We start from the raw sequence: 16,748 nt of genomic DNA on the forward strand, positions 1-16,748 counted from the left end.
CGCGGGCATGGCATATTTTGCAACGCCCGCATGATACAGCGCAAACGGGAGCGGGACAAGAGGCATGGAGCATGGCCGCCCGGCCCCGGCGGCGCGCGAACGGCTCAGCGGCCCATGCCGCGCCGGCGCAAGCCGAAATCATGGCCCACCACCAGCAAGGTGCTGGCCACCAGGCTCGACAGCCCCACGATCAGCTGGATCAACTTATCGTCAGGCAAGATCCACAGCGCCCCATCCGGCGCCTCGCAACCCGTGGCTGCGCTGATCAGGGGAGAGACCCAGGCCGCGTCCGGCGTCACGTCGAGCACGACGGCGCCATCGGCGCTCGTCTGCATATAGATATCGCCCCCTTCGACCAGGGTAAAGCAAATGCCCACGCCCGTTTCCGTGGCGCGGATATTGTCCTGCATGCTGCGGTTATGTTCTTCGACCCACACTTCCACGTCGTACGGCGTTTCCAGGTGCTCCCACGGACGGGGGCGGAAACGGGGACGTTCGTCCGCGCCGGCGGGGGTATCGGCGGGGGTATCGGGGATATTGCTGTCTGCTGCGCCTTGCATGCTCGTTGACCTTTTCTGCGGTGATGCGGCGGGACCGGTTGCCTGCCAGCCGCCATTATCCACCGTTCGCGCCATGCACGGTATTCCCACAGCGAATCCATCAGAAAAACTGACAGCTATCGACTTCAAACATCAGCACACCTGACTTAAAATACGCGCCATCTCTTCTTTACAGGCTTTACATGCAAGGCATCAAACGCAAAATCGTCTACGTCACCGCCTTTGAAATCATCGGCATGGCCATTTCCACGGCCTGGCTGACCCTGCTTTCGGGCGAGTCGCCCACCAGCACGGGGCCCCTGGCGATCATGATCACCACCATCGCCGTGATCTGGAACCTGCTCTACAACACGGCCTTCGAATACTGGGAAATCCGCCAGGTGTCGCGCACGCGCACCGTCTGGCGCCGCATCCTGCACGCGATCGGCTTCCAGATCACCCTGGTCATCTACCTGATCCCGCTGATCGCCTGGTGGCTCGATATCAGCCTGTGGCAAGCGTTCGTGCTGGACTTCGCGCTGATGCTGATCATCCCGTGCTACAGCTTCATTTTCAATTACTTCTTCGACGGCCTGTTCGGCGTGCCCCTGTCGGCGCAGCAGCCGAAGGAAGAAGCCACTGACGTTCAGGCTGCTTCGCTGAGCAACTGAAGAAAGGACCGCGCCGCCATGCCCAGCGGCCGGTCCTTCATCCACACCAGGTGGATGGGCACGACCAGGCCATTGCCCGTATTCTTGAACGCCACGCAGCGCACCCGCCCCGCCGCCAGAGAATGCTGGATGGCCGAGGCGGCAAAGTTGCCCCATCCCAAGCCCGCTTCCACCATGGCCAGCGCCATCGGCAAGCTGTCCGTGCGCCAATAGGACAGCCCCACCACGGGGCGCGCATCGGCCAGGTCGAGTTCGCGGCTGGCGACGATGATCTGGCGCAAATTCACCAATTCCTCGATATACAGGGGCTGGCCCGCCGCGCTGGGCGGATGCTGGGTGGAAATAATCGCCAGCAAGGCATCGCTGCCCACCAGCTGGAACTGTTCCTCGTGATTGATGCGCCCGCCAGCGAAAGCCATGCAGGCGCTGATGCGGCCCCGGTGCAGCATGTCGAGCACATCGTCCTGCGGCGCCGTCAGCACTTCGATGTCGAGCAGCGGATGGCGCTGCGACAGCGCGCGCACGGCGGCCAGGAAAGGCGTATGGTCGAGCTCGGCCGCGATGCCCAGCGAAATGCGGCTTTCCAGCCCCTGCGACAATTCCTGCACGTGCAGGTGCAACTGCTTCAACTGCTCGGCGATCAGGCGCGCGTGGGGAAGCAGGGCCAGCGCGGCCGGCGTGGGCACGGCTTCGCGCGCGCCCCGGTCGAACAGGGTGATGCCCAGTTCCGCCTCGATGTTGGCCATCGCCATGCTGACGGCCGACGGCGCCCGCCGCAAGGCGCGCGCGGCGGCCGAGAACGAGCCGCCGTCGACGACGGCCAGGAACAGTTCGATGTTATGGCTGGAAAGTTTCATGGGAAGCTGGAAACGGGCGGCGCTTTTCCGCCGCTGGCGATAGAATGAAAGAAATGTCAACAGCAGGAGGAGCCATGACTCGTCCACTTCCCTACCGCCGCGGCGGCTATGTCTCGGAATTCACGCGCTTTATCGACGGCTATCTGCAAGCGCATCCCGAGGCGCAAGCCAGCCAGCGCCTGGGCTGGCGCATTTACTGGGAACGCCCCGTGAATTTCGACGCATGGCGGCGCGCCGGCAACGACAGCGTGCCGGAACCGCCGTATCACTATGACTAGCGTGACTAGCGCTCAGTGCTAACGCTTACCCCTTCCAGGTGCGCTGCAGGCCCGTATCCGCATGGATCCAGCCGCCACGGGGGCCGGAGCGGTAATAGAAGCCCACGCCGCCCTGCTTGAAGCTGCGCACGAGCGAACCGAGCACTTCCGCGTTCAAGTTCGCCACGCGGATGTCGGCGGCGCGGCCCGAGATGTGCAGCGACTGGCGCGCAGCCGGCACGCCCGCTTCGCGCAGGCGGCTGTTCGACTCGGCCGTGCGGTAGCCCGACAAGATTTCCAGCGGCTGCTCGATGCCGTAGCGGGCCACGAACGCCTGCGTGCCCCACAGGGTTTCCAGCAGTTTCGGGTCGATGGGCGCCGTCTTCTTGCCGTTCACGTCGCGCAGCAAGTGGCACAGTTCCTGGTAGGCGGAATCGATGACTTCGCCATCTTTCCAGTACAGCAGCCTGGCTTTTTCATTGCTGGCCGGGCGCACCACTTCCAGGGTGCGGGGCTTAAGCCAGAATTCCAGGTCCAGCGCCTGTGCGTCGAAGATGTCGGGAGGCGGTTCCATCTCGGTGATGGCCGGGCGCTGCTGCGAGGTGATCGAGCGGTCGATGCTGGCCAGTTGCGTCGGCTGGGGCGGCACGCCTGTGCGCGGCGCGCGCGGCTTGGCGCTGGCCGAAGCGGAGGCGGGAGCGGCCGTGCGCGAGGCGCAGCCGATGAGAGGAGTGGCAACCAGGCCCAACGCGGCCAGGCCCATACCATGGTGTAGAAAGTTTCTGCGCGATGCCATAGTCAGTCCAATATAACGATGGGAATACTATAGCGTATTGTGCTGCGAAGAAAAACCCTCATTTTCTATCGTCTCTGCCTGTTTCTCACGTATTTTCCGCTGAGCCTGCTTAAGCGGGAAACCGCTCACGCGGCGGCGCTGGCGGCCGCGTCCTGCTTTGCCTGCGCCAGCGCCGTCAATGGCTTGTCGAGCAGATAACCCTGGGCCACGATGGGCAAGCCCGTGATGGCGGCGACGCGCTGCAGCGCAGCCAGCGCGGCCGGCGTGTCGAGGCGCTTGAAGACGACGCGGATTTTCGCCGCATGGCACAGGGTGACGAAGCTGGCGACGGCCTGCTCGTCGCTGAGGTTGCCCGCATCGAGCTTGAACGCATGCGGGTGCAGGCGCTCCAGCATGCCCGTGGCCTCATGCACGCTGGCCACGTTGATGGCCAGGCGGAAACCATTGCGCCGGTAATTGTCGGCCACATAGTTGAGCAGCCAACCCTGATTCGGCGTCACCGTCGGCAATTGCAGCACGATGCGTTCGATGGGCAAGCCCAGCGCGTCGAGGATGCGCTGGAAGGCATGGCCGTGATTGCTGCTGACGGCGCTCAACAGGCGGTCATGCACGTTCAGGTACAGGTCGGCCTGCTCCGCTTCCGCCTGCCGGAAAAAATTAATGGCGTGCAACATGCGGCACAGCCGGTCCAGTTCCACGGATTCATCGTCGCTGGCCGCATGGTCGAGCAAACGCCACAGCGACAAGCCCTCGTCCGCCTTCGACACGCTGCGCGCCAGGCCCTCGAACGCCACCAGCTTGCCGCTTTCGAGTTCGCGCAGCGGCTGGAAGGCGCTGGTCATGGTGCAATTGAAAAAGCGCCCCAGCGCCCTGCCCTCCCCGTCGAGCCAGACGCTGGTGCCCGCCTGGGTTTGGTGCGACAAACGGGCCAGGTAGTTTTTCAGGACGGGAAATGGCATACGTGCTCCTTCATCGGGCTGCGCCAGCTGCCCTGATGGGGAAGGCGGCGCCAAAGTGTGCAGAGTAAGGCAGCGCCAACCAAAGGAGAACGAATGGTTTCGCCATTTGATATGCGTCCAGCATATATGGCCGCAACGACGGGCAGTGCATAACGATAGTCGGAAACATTCCTTCCAGCGGCCTGCCCCGGCCTTTACTGTGGGCGTGTACCGATACCATCAGGAAGGGCCGCCATGTGCCAGTTACTCGCAATGAACAGCAGCAAGCCAGCCGCGCTGGGATTTTCCTTTGCCGGCTTTGCCGAACGGGGCGGACGCACGGACGAGCACCGCGACGGCTGGGGCATCGCCTATCATTCCAGTAGCGGCTGCACCTTGCTGACGGATCACCTGGCGGCCATCGATTCGCCGCTGGCGGCCCGGGTGCAGCAGCATCCCGTGAAAGCGAAAAACATCGTCGCGCACATCCGCAAGGCCACGCAAGGCCGCATCGCGCCTGAAAACACGCACCCGTTCGCCCGCGACCTGTGGGGCAAGACCTGGTCCTTCGCCCACAATGGCGACTTGAAAACGTGGCGCGCGCCCGCCAATGCGCACTACCACGCCAGCGGCGACACGGACAGCGAACAAGCGTTCTGCCACTTGCTGGCCCGCTTGCGCACGCAGTTTCCCCTGGGCGAACCAGCGCGCGCCCACTTGCGCGCCGCCATCGGCGAAGTGGCGCGCGAGATTGCCGCGCACGGCACCTTCAATTTCATCCTGTCGGACGGCGAACTGCTGTTTGCCCACTGTTCCACGCATTTGCACTATGTGATCCGCGAATACCCGTTTTCCGTGGCGCAACTGATCGACTGCGAGCGCAGCATCGACTTTCGCCAGCATAATCACCTGGACGACCGCATCGCCGTCATCGCCACGCATCCATTGACACAAAACGAGGATTGGCTGGCGTTCGCGCCCGGCGAACTGAAACTGTTTGCCGGCGGCACCTTGCTGCCGGCAAACGATAGCGCGCAACAAGGCGTGTATATCCAGATCAGTTACTGAAGGGAAATATTCAAAGGGAGGAAATGGCCCGCCGCCGGATGGGCGGGCTGAGGGGCAAGACCGGCGTCAGGCCGAATTGCAGTTGCAAAAGCGCTTGCGCTTGGGGTCGCCGCTGGCGATGCCTGCGGGGTCAATCTGTTTCCAGCAAAAAATCGTTTCCACGCCATACGGCGAGCGCACATTGCCCGCCTCGACATACCCCTGCTTGACGAAAAAGGCCTGGCTGCTGGCCGTGCTGTGCAGTTGCAGGGCCTTGATGCCCCACTCGCGCGCCTGCGCTTCCAGTTGCTCCACCAGCGCCTTGCCGGCGCCGCGGCCTTGCGCCTCGGGCAGCAGGTAGCACAGGGCCAGCTTGCCGGCGCGCGTCAGCAAGCCGACGCCGACGACGGCGCCCGCCTCGACTGCGACCAGCGAAAAATTGGTGGGCGACGCGAACCAGCACGCCACCATCTGCGGTGTTTTATTACCCAGCCAGGCTTCCAGGATGGCCGGATCGTCCCGATGATCGAGGCTGCAGCATTCGACGATGGAGCGTCGTAATACGTTGCACGCCTCGAAAGCGTCGGTCGATGTTGCAATACGAATTTCAAGACTCATGTACGCTCACAAAATATTCCAGTTGCCGATGCAGGCGGTTTTACCCCTGTATCGTGCGATTCGACTATACACCAAGCGGCGCTTTCGGGTTTTTTGCCGCACGCCACGGACCGGTTTTGCCTATGGCGCCATGCGTGCAGACTAAGTGCTGATGCGCATCTTGCCCACGAATGTTTCCAGAAATCGATATATGTTTTTTAGCGCAAACGGGAATCGAATCTAAGAGCCTATCCCCGCAGGGAGCGTCTTCTGCTGGCAGCGCATCAGGAGCGCGGACAAGGCGTGAGGAGGACGCGTGGCGAGCCACGCGACGACGAGCAACGCAGTCCCCGCTTCTGAGGGGCGCCAGCAGGGGATGTATTCATCTGCTGGGATAGGCTCTAAGCATATTACGAAAAATTCGTTTCTTTTCCGGCCGGAATTTTAGACTATGTCTATCTATTCTCACAACAAGAGTTCAACATGACCCATTCCAACGCCGTATCGACTGCCGCAGCTACGCTCACCCAACGCTCGCGCCGCTGGTTCCTGGCCAGCGCCCTGGCCGCTTCCGCTGCCGCCATGAGCCTGCCGATGGCCGCCAGCGCCGCCGAACCGGTGGTCTTGCTGAACGCGTCCTACGACGTGATGCGCGAACTGTTCAAGGACGTGAATCCCGCATTTATTGCAGATTGGAAAGCCAAAACGGGCGAAACCATCACCATCAAGCAATCGCACGGCGGCTCCAGCAAGCAGGCGCGCTCCGTCGCCGATGGCCTGGAAGCATCCGTCGTGACCATGAACCAGGCCAATGACATCGACATCCTCGTCGACCGCGGCCTGGTGGTGGCCGACTGGGCCAAGAAATTCCCGAACAATGCGGCGCCGTTCTACTCGACCATGGTGTACCTGGTGCGCAAAGGCAACCCGAAACACATCAAGGATTGGGACGACCTGGCCAAGCCCGGCATCAAGGTCATCGTGCCGAACCCGAAAACCTCGGGCAATGGCCGCTACACCTACCTGGCGGCGTGGGGCTATGCCGTGAAAAAAGGCGGCAGCGAAGCGCAGGCGCGCGACCTCGTTACCAAGCTGTTCAAGAACGTGCCCGTGCTCGACGGCGGCGGCCGCGGCGCCACCACCACCTTCACGCAGCGCGAAATCGGCGACGTGCTGGTGACGTTTGAAAACGAAGTGCAATTGGTGCGCGCCGAATTCGGCGACAACTTCGAAGTCGTGTATCCAAGCATCTCCATCCTGGCCGAGTCGCCGGTGGCCGTCGTCGACAAGGTCGTCGACCGTCGCGGCATCCGCAAGGAAGCCACGGCCTACCTGCAATACCTGTACTCGGAACCGGGCCAGGAACTGGTCGCCAAGCACTATCTGCGCCCCCGTTCGGCGGCAGTGGCGAAGAAATACGCGGCCAGCTTCAAGCCGATCACCCTGTTCACCATCGATGACGTCTTTGGCGGCTGGAAACAAGCGCAAAAGAAACATTTTGACGATGGCGGCGAGTTCGACAAGATTTATCAGAAGTAAGCTTGCGCCACATCAATAAAAAAACCGGGACGAGTCCCGGTTTTTTTTATTGCCGCCGCCGCGTCACTGCTTTTTCAGCAGCAGCTTGAATTGCGGCAGCCAGCGCCCGTCCACCAGCATCTCGCTGGCCGCCTCATAGGCATCGCCCGACGGCGTCCAGCGCACGCGGTACGTCAGCGCCTTGCCGCTGGCGCCCACGTATTGCGTGGCAGGAAAGTCGAGGCCGCCGTCCGCCGGCAGCATCGTGCCGCGGCTGTAGCCGCCGCTGTTTTCCACATACAGAAAGGCCACCTTGCCTTCGGCGGCATCGTGGTAATACGTGGTTTCGCCCACATAATCGGGCTTGCCGGGGCTGCGCACCGTGTGCACGTCGCGCAGCATCCGGCCGCCATACAACCACTGGAAACAGTGCTCATCCGTCTGCCTGCCGCCAGGAAACTCTCCCTTCCAGCAATGCCCGGCCAGGAAAGCCATCGGCTGCAGGGCAGCGACCGGTTGCGCCAGCGCGGCAGAGGTGGGCAACAGCAGGGGCAACAACAGGAACGACAGCAAGCATGGACGCATGGCAAACCTCCGCGTGGATAGACGGACGAGTATAGGCGAATAATATGCTTGCGGCGGCATCCGCGCACCATTTCCGCATATCGATATGCGCATCGATTCGTGGTCAAAAGCGCGCGCGCGCCGTACTCTGGCCATGTCGCGCCGCACGGCGTATTACGGGTACAAAGGAAATATCATGGCTATCTCGGAAGTAAATGTACGCAACCAGTTTCGCGGCAAGATCAAGGAAATCATCTTTGGCCCCGTGGTGTCGGAAGTGGACGTGGAAACGCCGCACGGCATCGTCACGTCGGTGATCACCTCGCGCTCGATCAAGGACCTGGACTTGAAAGTGGGCAGCGAAGTCATCGCGCTGGTGAAATCGACGGAGGTGTCGATCGCCAAGATCCAGTAAGCATCGCCTGTCCATGCGCCGCGCCGTTGCCATCTGGCAACGGCGCGTGCATCAGGGCTTGATATACACATAGCCTTCCTGCGCCTGCAGGCGGCTCAGTTCGGCCACGCCCGACGGCACGATGACGGCTTCGGGCAGCACGCGCTGGCGGTCGATATTGCGTCCTTGCAAGGTGTTATTGCAGACACGAAAGCTCACGCCCCGCTTGACCAGCTCGCGCACCGCCACGTCATACGGAGTGCCCTGCTTGTCGATGGCGCCGTCGAGCAGGAAGTCGATGCCGGGACCGTGGGCGACCAGCACGATGGTCACCTGCGGGCTGGCATCGAGGTGGTTGCGGATATTCCTCAGCGCAGCCGTGGCATTGCTGGCGTCATTGACGTGATACACGACCTTTTCCTCCTTCTGCGCCCCGTGGGCGGCAGTACAGGAGAGCAAGGAAAGAAGGATGGCGGCGAACCAGCGGCGTAGAATTGTCATGAAAAGTCCATATGGTGGCAGATTAAAAACATTGCCATCATATCAATCCCTGAACAAATAGGTAAACGTGCGGCTGACGGGCAGCTTTTCCGTGCTGCCGCGCAGCAGCACCTGCATGCGCTCGGCGTCGATGCGCTCGGCCGCCTCGATGGCTTTCACGTTGACCATGGTGCCGCGGTGGATTTGCCAGAACTGTGCGGGATCCAGCCCGCCCAGCAAATCCTTCAGCGGCGTGCGCACCAGCGCTTCCGAGCCGGCCAGCACCACGCGCGTGTATTTGGTGTCGGCCTGGAAGAACAGCACGTCGTCGATGTCGATCAGGCGGATCTGCTTGCCCACGCTGGCCTTGATCCATTTCAGTTTTTCGCGCGGCGGCGCCGGCAGCGCGGCGCGCAGCGACTGCAGCAGATGAGCCATGTCGGCCGGCTGGGCGCCCAGCTTGTCGCGCAGCCGGGCCAGCGCCCGCTGCAAGCGCTCGGCCTGCACGGGTTTCAACAGATAATCGACGGCGCCCGCGTCGAAGGCGTCGACGGCATACTGGTCATACGCGGTGACAAATACCACGTGCGCCCGCGTGCCGATACGCTCGGCCACTTCCAGGCCAGACAGGCCCGGCATGCGGATGTCGAGGAAGACCACGTCCGGCTCATGCTCGAGGAAACCGTCCCAGGCATCGTTGCCGTTTTCCGCCACCAGCACGATGCGCGCCTCGGGCCAGGCCAGCGCCAGCATCGTTTGCAGGCGTTCGCGCATCAGGGGTTCGTCTTCGGCGATCAGGATGGTGGCATTCATGCGGCGGTTTCCTTCAAATCCATCGGCAACACGATTTCGGCGAGCACGCCCGCTTCCTCGCCATTTTGCACGTGCACGCAGGCAGCGGCCGCGGCCAGCTGCAGCCGGCGGCGCACATTTTCCAGGCCCAGGCCGCCTCCAGGCGCACTCGCGGCGCCCAGGCCCACGCCGCTATCCTGCACGCGCAAGCGCATGGCGCCGTCCCCGTCCAGCACGGCCGAGACGACGATCTCGCCGCCCCGCAGCGATGGCTCGATGCCATGCTTGATGGCGTTTTCCACCAGGGTCAGCAAGATCATGCTGGGCACTTGTATCTGCGCCAGGCCGGGCGGCAAGTCGAGGCGGAAGGACAGGCGCGCGCCCAGGCGTACCTGCATCACTTGCAGATAGGCTTGCACCACGTCGAATTCCGTTTGCAGGGGCACCTGGTCGGCGCGCATCTCGGCCAGGCTGGCGCGCAGGAAGGCGATCAGGTTGGCCGTCAGCGCGGCCGCCTGCGCCGCCCCGTGGGCGCCCTGCTCGGCCAGCTGCTGCACGGCGCCCAGGGTATTGAACAGGAAATGCGGTTCGATCTGCGCGCGCAGCAGGCGCAGCTGCGATTCGCTCAGTTCGCGCGCCAGGCGGTCGCGCTCGGCATCCTGCTGCAGCTGCAGGGCCAGCGCCTCGTACTGGCGGTTGCGCCAGAGCACGACGATAGTCATCGGCACCATATACACCAGCCCGGCCGTCAGCGCGGCCCAGCCGCCCACGCGCGCGCCCCGCTCGAGCGCCACGCCGATGGAAGCATGGCCTTCCAGCATGGCGCGCAGCACGCCGATCGCCACACCGGCCAGGGCCGGCACCAGCAGCAGCAACAGTACCTTGAGCTTGCGCTGCGCCAGCTTGCGGTAATTGAACCAGACCCCCAGCACGCCCCAGGCCATCGCCAGGCCCAGGACATTGCTGAACGCCACAGCCTTGGCCCAGCCGACCTTGTCAGGCAGCAGCAAATGCAGCACGACGCCGATGCAGCTGAACAGCAGCATCAGCCTGGCCGCCGCCAGGTAAAAGCCGGCGCCCCGGTACTTGAGCATGAAGGCGTGGAATTGCTGGCGCTCGATCGGCGTCAGGGTGATGAGCCGCAACGCCACCCAGCGCCGCCAGCCAGGCGGCAACTGGGCCGCCGTGTCCGGATGCGCAAGCACCCTGAGGGTTTCATCGTCGTAACAGCGATACCATCCGGCAAATTTTTCCCACATGCTGCGTTCTCCTTGTCGTGTCAATCAGGCATGAACGCAGTCTACGGCGCCCCTGTTGCAGGGCATAGCGTGGGGCGACGAAGCACGAAGCGGCAGGCATCAACGACGAAGCGCGCGGCGCCTGCCGGACCATGGCTGCCAATATTGCTGAAATAATACGAAGTTTCCAAGACGAAATCAATAATCGCGCAACAATTTTCACTACGGCAAGAATAGCCCCGTTTATTTGCCAAATTGGCCGCTACACAGCCTGTGGCGCCCTTATCCCGTAGACATCGCTTGATCTTTAATGGTATTGTTTAAGCTTGGCAAATATTGCCTCCGAGATACACGCCGCGTCCCCGCGCGGCCCGCTTCCGGATTTGCGCGCAGCGCCCACGATGGCGCCCCAAAACTGCTTTCCCACATACAATCCCATGCTCAAAAAAATGTTCGCCGCGGTGCTGATGACGCTTTCGACAGCGGCCATCGCCGTGCCCTTCGGTTCCCAGTCGATACTGGTGGTCGAAGACGGCACAGGCAAAGTCTTGCTTGAAAAAAATTCCAACGTGGTGGTCCCCATCGCCTCGCTGACCAAACTCATGACGGCCATGGTCGTGCTCGACTCCAAGGCGAATATGCAGGAAGAGATCAGCATCGACCGCGAGGATGTCGATACCCTCAAGCACAGCACCTCGCGCGTGCCCGTGGGCGCCACCCTGAGCCGTCACGACGTGCTGCAACTGGCGCTGATGTCGTCCGACAACCGCGCCGCCGCCTCGCTGGCGCGCACCTTCCCCGGTGGCCCGACGGCGTTTGCCGTGGCCGTCAACGCCAAGATCAAGGCCCTGGGCATGCGCCAGACCGTGATCGAGGAACCGACGGGCTTGTCGCCGAACAACCAGTCGACGGCGGCGGACCTCGTCAAGATGGCCGTGGCCGCCTCGCATTACCCGGAAATCAGCCGCATCACCACCGATTCGAAGGACGTGATCCAGATCAAGGGGCGCGACGTGGAATACCACAACACGAACCGCCTGGTGGGCGCCAAGGGCTGGGATATCGGCCTGTCGAAGACGGGCTACACGAATGAAGCGGGCCGCTGCCTGATCATGCGCATCAAGTCGGCCGGCAAGTTCGCCACCATGATTTTGCTCAACGCGCGCGCCAATTCCGTGCGCGCCATGGACGCCGTCAACATCCGCCGCATGCTGGCGGCCGAGAACGGCATCGAAGAACCGAAAGTGATGCGCGCCTCCGTCAGCCGGCACAAGAAGGCGCCGGCGAAGCCTGGTAAACGCCGCCGCGCAAAATAGTTATTTCGCTTGCCGGTTGGTCATCACCACACCGGCAATCGTCACCGCGCCGCCCACCAGCATCGAGACGAGCACGGGTTCGCCCAGCAGCCCCGCCGCCAGCACGATGCCGAACACGGGCACGAGGTTGTTGAACACGGCCGTGCGCGACGGTCCCAGCGCTTTCACGCCTTCGTAATACCAGACAAAGCCGATCACCGTGCCGAACACGCCCAGGTAGCCGATGGCGGCCCACACTTGCCAGCCGAAGCTGTGCCATGGCACGGTCGGGAATTCCACGGCCGCCCCCACCAGCAAAAAGGCCAGGCCCCACATCGATGCATATGTGGTGGCGGCAATCGGCGACAAGCCCTTGAGCGCCACGCGGCCGATCAGGGTGTAGGCGGCCCAGCTGGAAATGCCGCAGAACATGAATACTTCACCCATGCCGATGCCGCCGCCCGTCCCGTGCAGCACGCCGGCCAGATCGCCGCGCGTGATGACGATGGCCGTGCCGCAAAACGCCAGCATGATGCCCAGCCACTTGAAGGAACCGAGCCGTTCGCGGAACAGCATCGCCGAGGCCAGCGCCGTGACGATGGGATTCAGGGCCACGAACAGGGCCGTGCGTCCCGCCGGCATGCGCGACAGGGCCGCCAGGAAGCACAGGTTGTACAGGAAGATGCCCGTCAGGCCCAGGGCCGCCGTCGTCGCCAGCTGCTTGCGGTCCAGGCGCGGCAAGCCCCCTTCCAGCTTCCACGCCAGCACGAGCAGCAACAGCACGGCCACGCCGAAGCGGCCGCTGGCGGCCGTCATGGGCGGCATCTGCTGCGCCAGCACGCGCCCCGCGATAAAGGTGCCGCCCCAGAACAGGGCGACGAAGATCAGTTTGATGTAGACGAGCGGCGACTGCGCGGCGAGCAGCGGAGCCTGGGGTACGGCGGAAGAAGACATGGGATATCCTAGGGTGCATCCTGAAGGCCGCTTGTGTGGCGGGTGGTGTGCGTATATATTAATACTAATATCAACTCATGAAATAATGAGCAAATACTCATAACTCAACAAAACCACACCATGACCTTCACGCAACTGGAAATTTTTACCCTGGTGGCCGAACTGCACGGCTTTTCCGCCGCCGCCGCGCAGCTGGGCATCAGCCAGTCGGCCGTCTCGCATGCGTTAAAGGCGCTGGAAAAGGAGATGGGCGTCGATCTGATCGTGCGCCACCAGGCGTCGGCCGAGCTGACGGACGTGGGCCGCCAGCTGCTCGTGCGTGCGCGCGAAATCCTCGGCCTGTCGGAAGCCATGCGCCAGGAAGCGGCCGACGTGCTGGGCCAGCGCCAGGGCAGCCTGCGCATCGGCTCCTTCGGCCCGACGTCTTCCTTGAATCTGCTGCCGGCCATCACGGCGCAATTTCGCCTGCGCTATCCGGGCATCGACCTGCGCATCGACGAAGGGGCCGACCATGAGGTGGTGCAGTGGATACGCGAACGCCGGGTCGATGTCGGCTTCGTCGTGCTGCCCGACGAGCGTTTCGACACGGCGCCGCTGGTGGAAGACCAGATGATGGCGCTGGTGCCGCGCAGCCATGCGCTGGCAGGCGAAACCGCCATCACCCTGGCGCAGCTGTGCGAAGGGCCGTTCATCATGTCCGAGGCGGGCTGCGCCTGCCTGATCGAGCCGCTGTTCGCCAACGCGGGCTTGCAGCCGCATGTGCCCTACCGCATCAGCCAGGTGATCACCATCCTCGACATGGTCAGCCGCGGCGACGGCCTGTCCATCGTCGCCGAACTGGCCTTGCCGCAGCGCCTGCGCGAGCAGTATCCGGAGCTGGCCGCCCTGCCGCTCAATCCGCCCGTCAGCCGCAAGGTGGGCCTGGCCGTGCGCGACCGGCGCCAGAACACGCCGGCCACCAACGCCTTTTTCGAGGTGGCCAGGCAGATGGCGCCGACCCTGGCACCCCGGCGGGTCTGAACACGACTTAAAAAGTCTCCCACTCCTCGGACTGTTCCGTCTTGCGGGCAGCCGCCTTGGCGACAGGACGGCTGGCGATGCGCTGCACGACGGGTGGGCGCGCCACCGGTTTGACAGGCGCCGGCGCCTGCCCCTCATCGAGCTTGAACACGCCCACCACCTGCGCCAGGGTGCTGGCCTGGTCCTGCAGGCTTTCCGCCGCGGCGGCTGCCTCCTCCACCAGGGCCGCATTCTGCTGCGTCACCTGGTCCATTTGCGCGATCGCCTGGTTCACCTGCTCGATGCCGGAGCTTTGCTCGGCGCTGGCGGCCGTGATCTCGCCCATGATGTCCGTCACGCGGCGCACGCTGTCGACGATTTCCTGCATCGTCGCGCCCGCCTCGTCGACCAGGCGGGCGCCCGAATCGACCTTGCCCACCGAATCGTCGATCAGCAGCTTGATTTCCTTGGCCGCGCCGGCGGAGCGTTGCGCCAGGCTGCGCACTTCCGTGGCCACGACGGCAAAGCCCCGTCCCTGCTCGCCCGCGCGCGCCGCTTCCACGGCAGCATTGAGCGCGAGGATATTCGTCTGGAAGGCGATGCCGTCGATGACGCTGATGATGTCGACGATCTTCTTCGACGAATCGTTGATCGAGGCCATGGTATCGACCACCTGCGCCACCACTTGCCCGCCCTTGCTGGCCACGCCGGACGCCGATTGCGCCATCTGGTTGGCCTGGCGCGCATTGTCCGCATTCTGTTTCACGGTGCTGGTCAGCTCTTCCATCGAGGCGGCCGTCTCTTCCAGCGAGCTGGCTTGCTGTTCCGTGCGCGACGACAGGTCCTGGTTGCCGGCGGCGATTTCCGAGGACGACACCTTCACCGATTCGCTGGCCGTGCGGATTTTCACGAGCACGGCGGCGATCTTGTCGATGAAGCGGTTGAAGGCGCCGGCGATCTGCGCCAGTTCATCCACGCCGGAAGCGTCGAGGCGGCGCGTCAGGTCGCCTTCGCCCGAGGCGATATCGTCGAGCGCATCGCGCACCAGTTCCAGGCGTTTGAGCATTTTGAACACCAGCAGCGACAGCAGCAGCGCCGCCAGCCCCGTCAGCAGCGCGGCCGTGACGGTGGCCGTCGTCAGCATCGTCTGCAACGCTTGCATGGCTTCCTGCTGGTCCAGCACCACGGCCAGCAGCCAGTCGGTGCCGGCCACGCGCGTGACATACAGCTTGCCGTCGCGCTCATCGAGGCGCACGGCATCGCTCGTGCGCGTGCTTTCCAGGCGGTTGACCTGCGCGGCCGACAGCGCCGCATCGAGTTTCGCCACCGGCTGCAGGCTCAAGTCCTTGTTCGCATGGGCGATGATGGTGCCGCTCTGATCGACGAGGAAGGCAAAGCTGTGCGGCGTCGGCTTGATCGCCACCACGTTGGCGATCACCGTATCGAGCAGCACGTCCGCGCCGGCCACGCCGCTCAGCGCCTCTTTCGGCCCGACGGGTGCCGTAAACGACACCACCAGCTTGTGGCTGGCCGCGTCCACGTACGGCGGCGTGAGCATCGGCACGCCCGCCTTGACGGTGTCCGTGTACCAGGCGCGCGCGGTGGGATCGAAATCGGCCGGGCGGCCCGGATGGGTAAACACGGAGCGCTTGTCCGCGTAGCCGATGAACACTTCCGCAAAATCGCCGGCCTTTTCCGCGATCTGGAAGGCGCGCAGCGGATCGGGCGTCCCGGCCGACATGACGATGGATGCCATGACCTTTTTCTTGCCATCGACCCATTGCGCCAGCACGGCCGACTGGCTTTGCAGCAGTTGCTGCATCTGCTGGTCCGACGACGCCAGCATGCTGCTGCGCGTGGTGACGTAATTGGCGACCGACAAGGCCAGCATGGACAGCACGACGATGGCCACGCAAATGAGTACCAGCCGCGTGCGAAGGGAAGACAACATGATGGACTCCTGGTTTTGATGTTAATGGAATGACACAGCGTTTTCGCCCTGCCACCCTGCCTTTGCATTTTCACACAAAAATTGGAACGATATTATCCAATATTCGGAATAATAAACATTTATTACATCAAAGCAACACCATCCAACATTGACGTCCTATTATGATTGCCTTATAGTTAATTTTTAAAGGGAGCGTCCATGCGTTTGCACCAAGTCATCCTGGCCTGCGCCAGCTTCGCCGCCGCCGGCGCCTTCGCCTCGCCGCAAGCGCCCGTGCCGGGCGCCGATTATCTGGTGCTGGCCACGCCGCAACCGGCACAGGCGGCGCCTGGCAAGGTGGAAGTGATCGAATTTTTCATGTACCACTGCCCCGCCTGCAACGCGCTGGAGCCTAGCCTGGCCCGCTGGGTCAAGGAGAATGCCGCCAGCGTGTCTTTCCGCCGCATCCATTTGCCGCACACGCCGGCAAATGATCCGGAAGCGCATTTGTTCCTGACACTGGAAGCGCTGAAGAAGGAAGAGGCGCTGCACGCGCAAGTCATGCACACCTGGCACGTGGAACGCAAGCGCCTGGCCAGCGACAGCGACAACCTCGATTGGGCGCTGAAAAATGGCCTGGACAAGGCCGCCTTCGAAGGTGCCTACCAGTCGTTTGGCGTGCAGACCAAGCTGAAAAACCTGCCCCGCCTGGCCGCCAGCTACCAGGTCGACAGCACGCCCACCCTGATCGTGGGTGGACGCTACCTGACCAATCCATCGATGGTCGCCGGCGCCAACCCGGGCTTGCCGCGCCAGGGCGTGGAGCAGGCGACCCTGCAAGTGGTGCAGGCGCTGGTGGCGAAGGCGAAGCTGGCGAAGTAA

At 63.3% G+C, this 16,748-nt stretch carries 19 protein-coding genes; 8 read left to right on the forward strand and 11 right to left on the reverse strand.

The genetic code is table 11. The annotated features are described in order from the left end of the window. Nucleotides 1-104 precede the first annotated feature (104 nt). A complete protein-coding gene (locus tag NCG91_RS07220; protein WP_251349178.1) occupies nucleotides 105-560 on the reverse strand; it encodes a hypothetical protein in 456 nt (151 codons plus the stop codon). Nucleotides 561-742: 182 nt separating this feature from the next. On the opposite strand from NCG91_RS07220, the gene NCG91_RS07225 reads away from it, so the two are divergent. Continuing rightward, nucleotides 743-1,210 carry a PACE efflux transporter gene (locus tag NCG91_RS07225; protein WP_099664399.1) on the forward strand — a complete coding sequence of 156 codons (468 nt, stop codon included), beginning with the start codon at nucleotides 743-745 and terminating at the stop codon, nucleotides 1,208-1,210. Here NCG91_RS07225 and NCG91_RS07230 read toward each other — a convergent pair. After that, nucleotides 1,186-2,067, reverse strand: coding sequence for a LysR family transcriptional regulator (locus NCG91_RS07230; protein WP_099664400.1), 882 nt, complete (start codon nucleotides 2,065-2,067; stop codon nucleotides 1,186-1,188). The two genes, NCG91_RS07225 and NCG91_RS07230, sit on opposite strands and share 25 nt — an antisense overlap. A 74-nt stretch (nucleotides 2,068-2,141) precedes the next feature. On the opposite strand from NCG91_RS07230, the gene NCG91_RS07235 reads away from it, so the two are divergent. Further along, nucleotides 2,142-2,345, forward strand: a complete 204-nt coding sequence (locus tag NCG91_RS07235; protein WP_251349179.1) for a DUF3460 family protein — start codon at nucleotides 2,142-2,144, stop codon at nucleotides 2,343-2,345. Nucleotides 2,346-2,370: 25 nt separating this feature from the next. On the opposite strand, the gene NCG91_RS07240 is transcribed toward NCG91_RS07235, so the two are convergent. After that, nucleotides 2,371-3,120 carry a YcbK family protein gene (locus NCG91_RS07240; RefSeq protein ID WP_435526471.1) on the reverse strand — a complete coding sequence of 250 codons (750 nt, stop codon included), beginning with the start codon at nucleotides 3,118-3,120 and terminating at the stop codon, nucleotides 2,371-2,373. A 125-nt stretch (nucleotides 3,121-3,245) separates the two neighbouring features. Continuing rightward, complete coding sequence (locus NCG91_RS07245; protein ID WP_077403090.1) at nucleotides 3,246-4,079, reverse strand: EAL domain-containing protein; 834 nt, start codon at nucleotides 4,077-4,079, stop codon at nucleotides 3,246-3,248. 234 nt (nucleotides 4,080-4,313) lie between these two features. On the opposite strand from NCG91_RS07245, the gene NCG91_RS07250 reads away from it, so the two are divergent. Then, nucleotides 4,314-5,126: a class II glutamine amidotransferase gene (locus NCG91_RS07250; RefSeq protein WP_285817023.1), complete on the forward strand. Its 813-nt coding sequence runs from the start codon at nucleotides 4,314-4,316 to the stop codon at nucleotides 5,124-5,126. A 66-nt stretch (nucleotides 5,127-5,192) separates the two neighbouring features. Here the strand turns inward: NCG91_RS07250 and NCG91_RS07255 are convergent, their stop codons facing one another. Then, nucleotides 5,193-5,723: a GNAT family N-acetyltransferase gene (locus NCG91_RS07255; RefSeq protein WP_099402317.1), complete on the reverse strand. Its 531-nt coding sequence runs from the start codon at nucleotides 5,721-5,723 to the stop codon at nucleotides 5,193-5,195. A 462-nt stretch (nucleotides 5,724-6,185) separates the two neighbouring features. Between NCG91_RS07255 and NCG91_RS07260 the strand changes: the two genes are divergently transcribed. Further along, nucleotides 6,186-7,241, forward strand: a complete 1,056-nt coding sequence (locus NCG91_RS07260; RefSeq protein WP_152252574.1) for a sulfate ABC transporter substrate-binding protein — start codon at nucleotides 6,186-6,188, stop codon at nucleotides 7,239-7,241. A 63-nt stretch (nucleotides 7,242-7,304) separates the two neighbouring features. Here the strand turns inward: NCG91_RS07260 and NCG91_RS07265 are convergent, their stop codons facing one another. After that, a complete protein-coding gene (locus NCG91_RS07265) occupies nucleotides 7,305-7,805 on the reverse strand; it encodes a hypothetical protein (protein ID WP_251349180.1) in 501 nt (166 codons plus the stop codon). A 175-nt stretch (nucleotides 7,806-7,980) separates the two neighbouring features. On the opposite strand from NCG91_RS07265, the gene NCG91_RS07270 reads away from it, so the two are divergent. Further along, a complete protein-coding gene (locus NCG91_RS07270) occupies nucleotides 7,981-8,199 on the forward strand; it encodes a TOBE domain-containing protein (protein ID WP_034757699.1) in 219 nt (72 codons plus the stop codon). Between the two features lie 51 nt (nucleotides 8,200-8,250). On the opposite strand, the gene NCG91_RS07275 is transcribed toward NCG91_RS07270, so the two are convergent. From NCG91_RS07275 to NCG91_RS07285, 3 genes are read right to left on the reverse strand one after another with little or no spacing between them, the layout of a single operon-like run. Then, nucleotides 8,251-8,679 (reverse strand): DsrE family protein, encoded by a 429-nt coding sequence (locus NCG91_RS07275; RefSeq protein WP_251349181.1) that lies wholly within the window; start codon nucleotides 8,677-8,679, stop codon nucleotides 8,251-8,253. 42 nt (nucleotides 8,680-8,721) lie between these two features. Then, on the reverse strand, nucleotides 8,722-9,471 hold the full coding sequence (locus tag NCG91_RS07280) for a LytR/AlgR family response regulator transcription factor (RefSeq protein WP_251349182.1): 750 nt from the start codon (nucleotides 9,469-9,471) through the stop codon (nucleotides 8,722-8,724). Continuing rightward, entirely contained in the window at nucleotides 9,468-10,709 is a 1,242-nt protein-coding gene (locus NCG91_RS07285) for a sensor histidine kinase (protein WP_251349183.1), read from the reverse strand. Before NCG91_RS07285 ends, NCG91_RS07280 begins: the two co-directional genes overlap by 4 nt. 416 nt (nucleotides 10,710-11,125) lie before the next feature. On the opposite strand from NCG91_RS07285, the gene NCG91_RS07290 reads away from it, so the two are divergent. Next, complete coding sequence (locus NCG91_RS07290; RefSeq protein WP_099668125.1) at nucleotides 11,126-12,004, forward strand: serine hydrolase; 879 nt, start codon at nucleotides 11,126-11,128, stop codon at nucleotides 12,002-12,004. Here the strand turns inward: NCG91_RS07290 and NCG91_RS07295 are convergent, their stop codons facing one another. Next, the gene (locus NCG91_RS07295; RefSeq protein ID WP_251349184.1) at nucleotides 12,005-12,937 is read right to left on the reverse strand and encodes a DMT family transporter; all 933 of its coding nucleotides are present in this window, start codon (nucleotides 12,935-12,937) and stop codon (nucleotides 12,005-12,007) included. Between the two features lie 120 nt (nucleotides 12,938-13,057). Between NCG91_RS07295 and NCG91_RS07300 the strand changes: the two genes are divergently transcribed. Then, a complete protein-coding gene (locus tag NCG91_RS07300; RefSeq protein ID WP_251349185.1) occupies nucleotides 13,058-13,957 on the forward strand; it encodes a LysR family transcriptional regulator in 900 nt (299 codons plus the stop codon). Between the two features lie 7 nt (nucleotides 13,958-13,964). On the opposite strand, the gene NCG91_RS07305 is transcribed toward NCG91_RS07300, so the two are convergent. After that, on the reverse strand, nucleotides 13,965-15,887 hold the full coding sequence (locus NCG91_RS07305) for a methyl-accepting chemotaxis protein (RefSeq protein ID WP_251349186.1): 1,923 nt from the start codon (nucleotides 15,885-15,887) through the stop codon (nucleotides 13,965-13,967). Nucleotides 15,888-16,085: 198 nt separating this feature from the next. Between NCG91_RS07305 and NCG91_RS07310 the strand changes: the two genes are divergently transcribed. After that, complete coding sequence (locus NCG91_RS07310) at nucleotides 16,086-16,748, forward strand: thiol:disulfide interchange protein DsbA/DsbL (RefSeq protein ID WP_251349187.1); 663 nt, start codon at nucleotides 16,086-16,088, stop codon at nucleotides 16,746-16,748.

This window comes from Janthinobacterium kumbetense, from assembly GCF_023703445.1.
Classification (GTDB): Bacteria; Pseudomonadota; Gammaproteobacteria; order Burkholderiales; family Burkholderiaceae_D; genus Janthinobacterium; species Janthinobacterium kumbetense.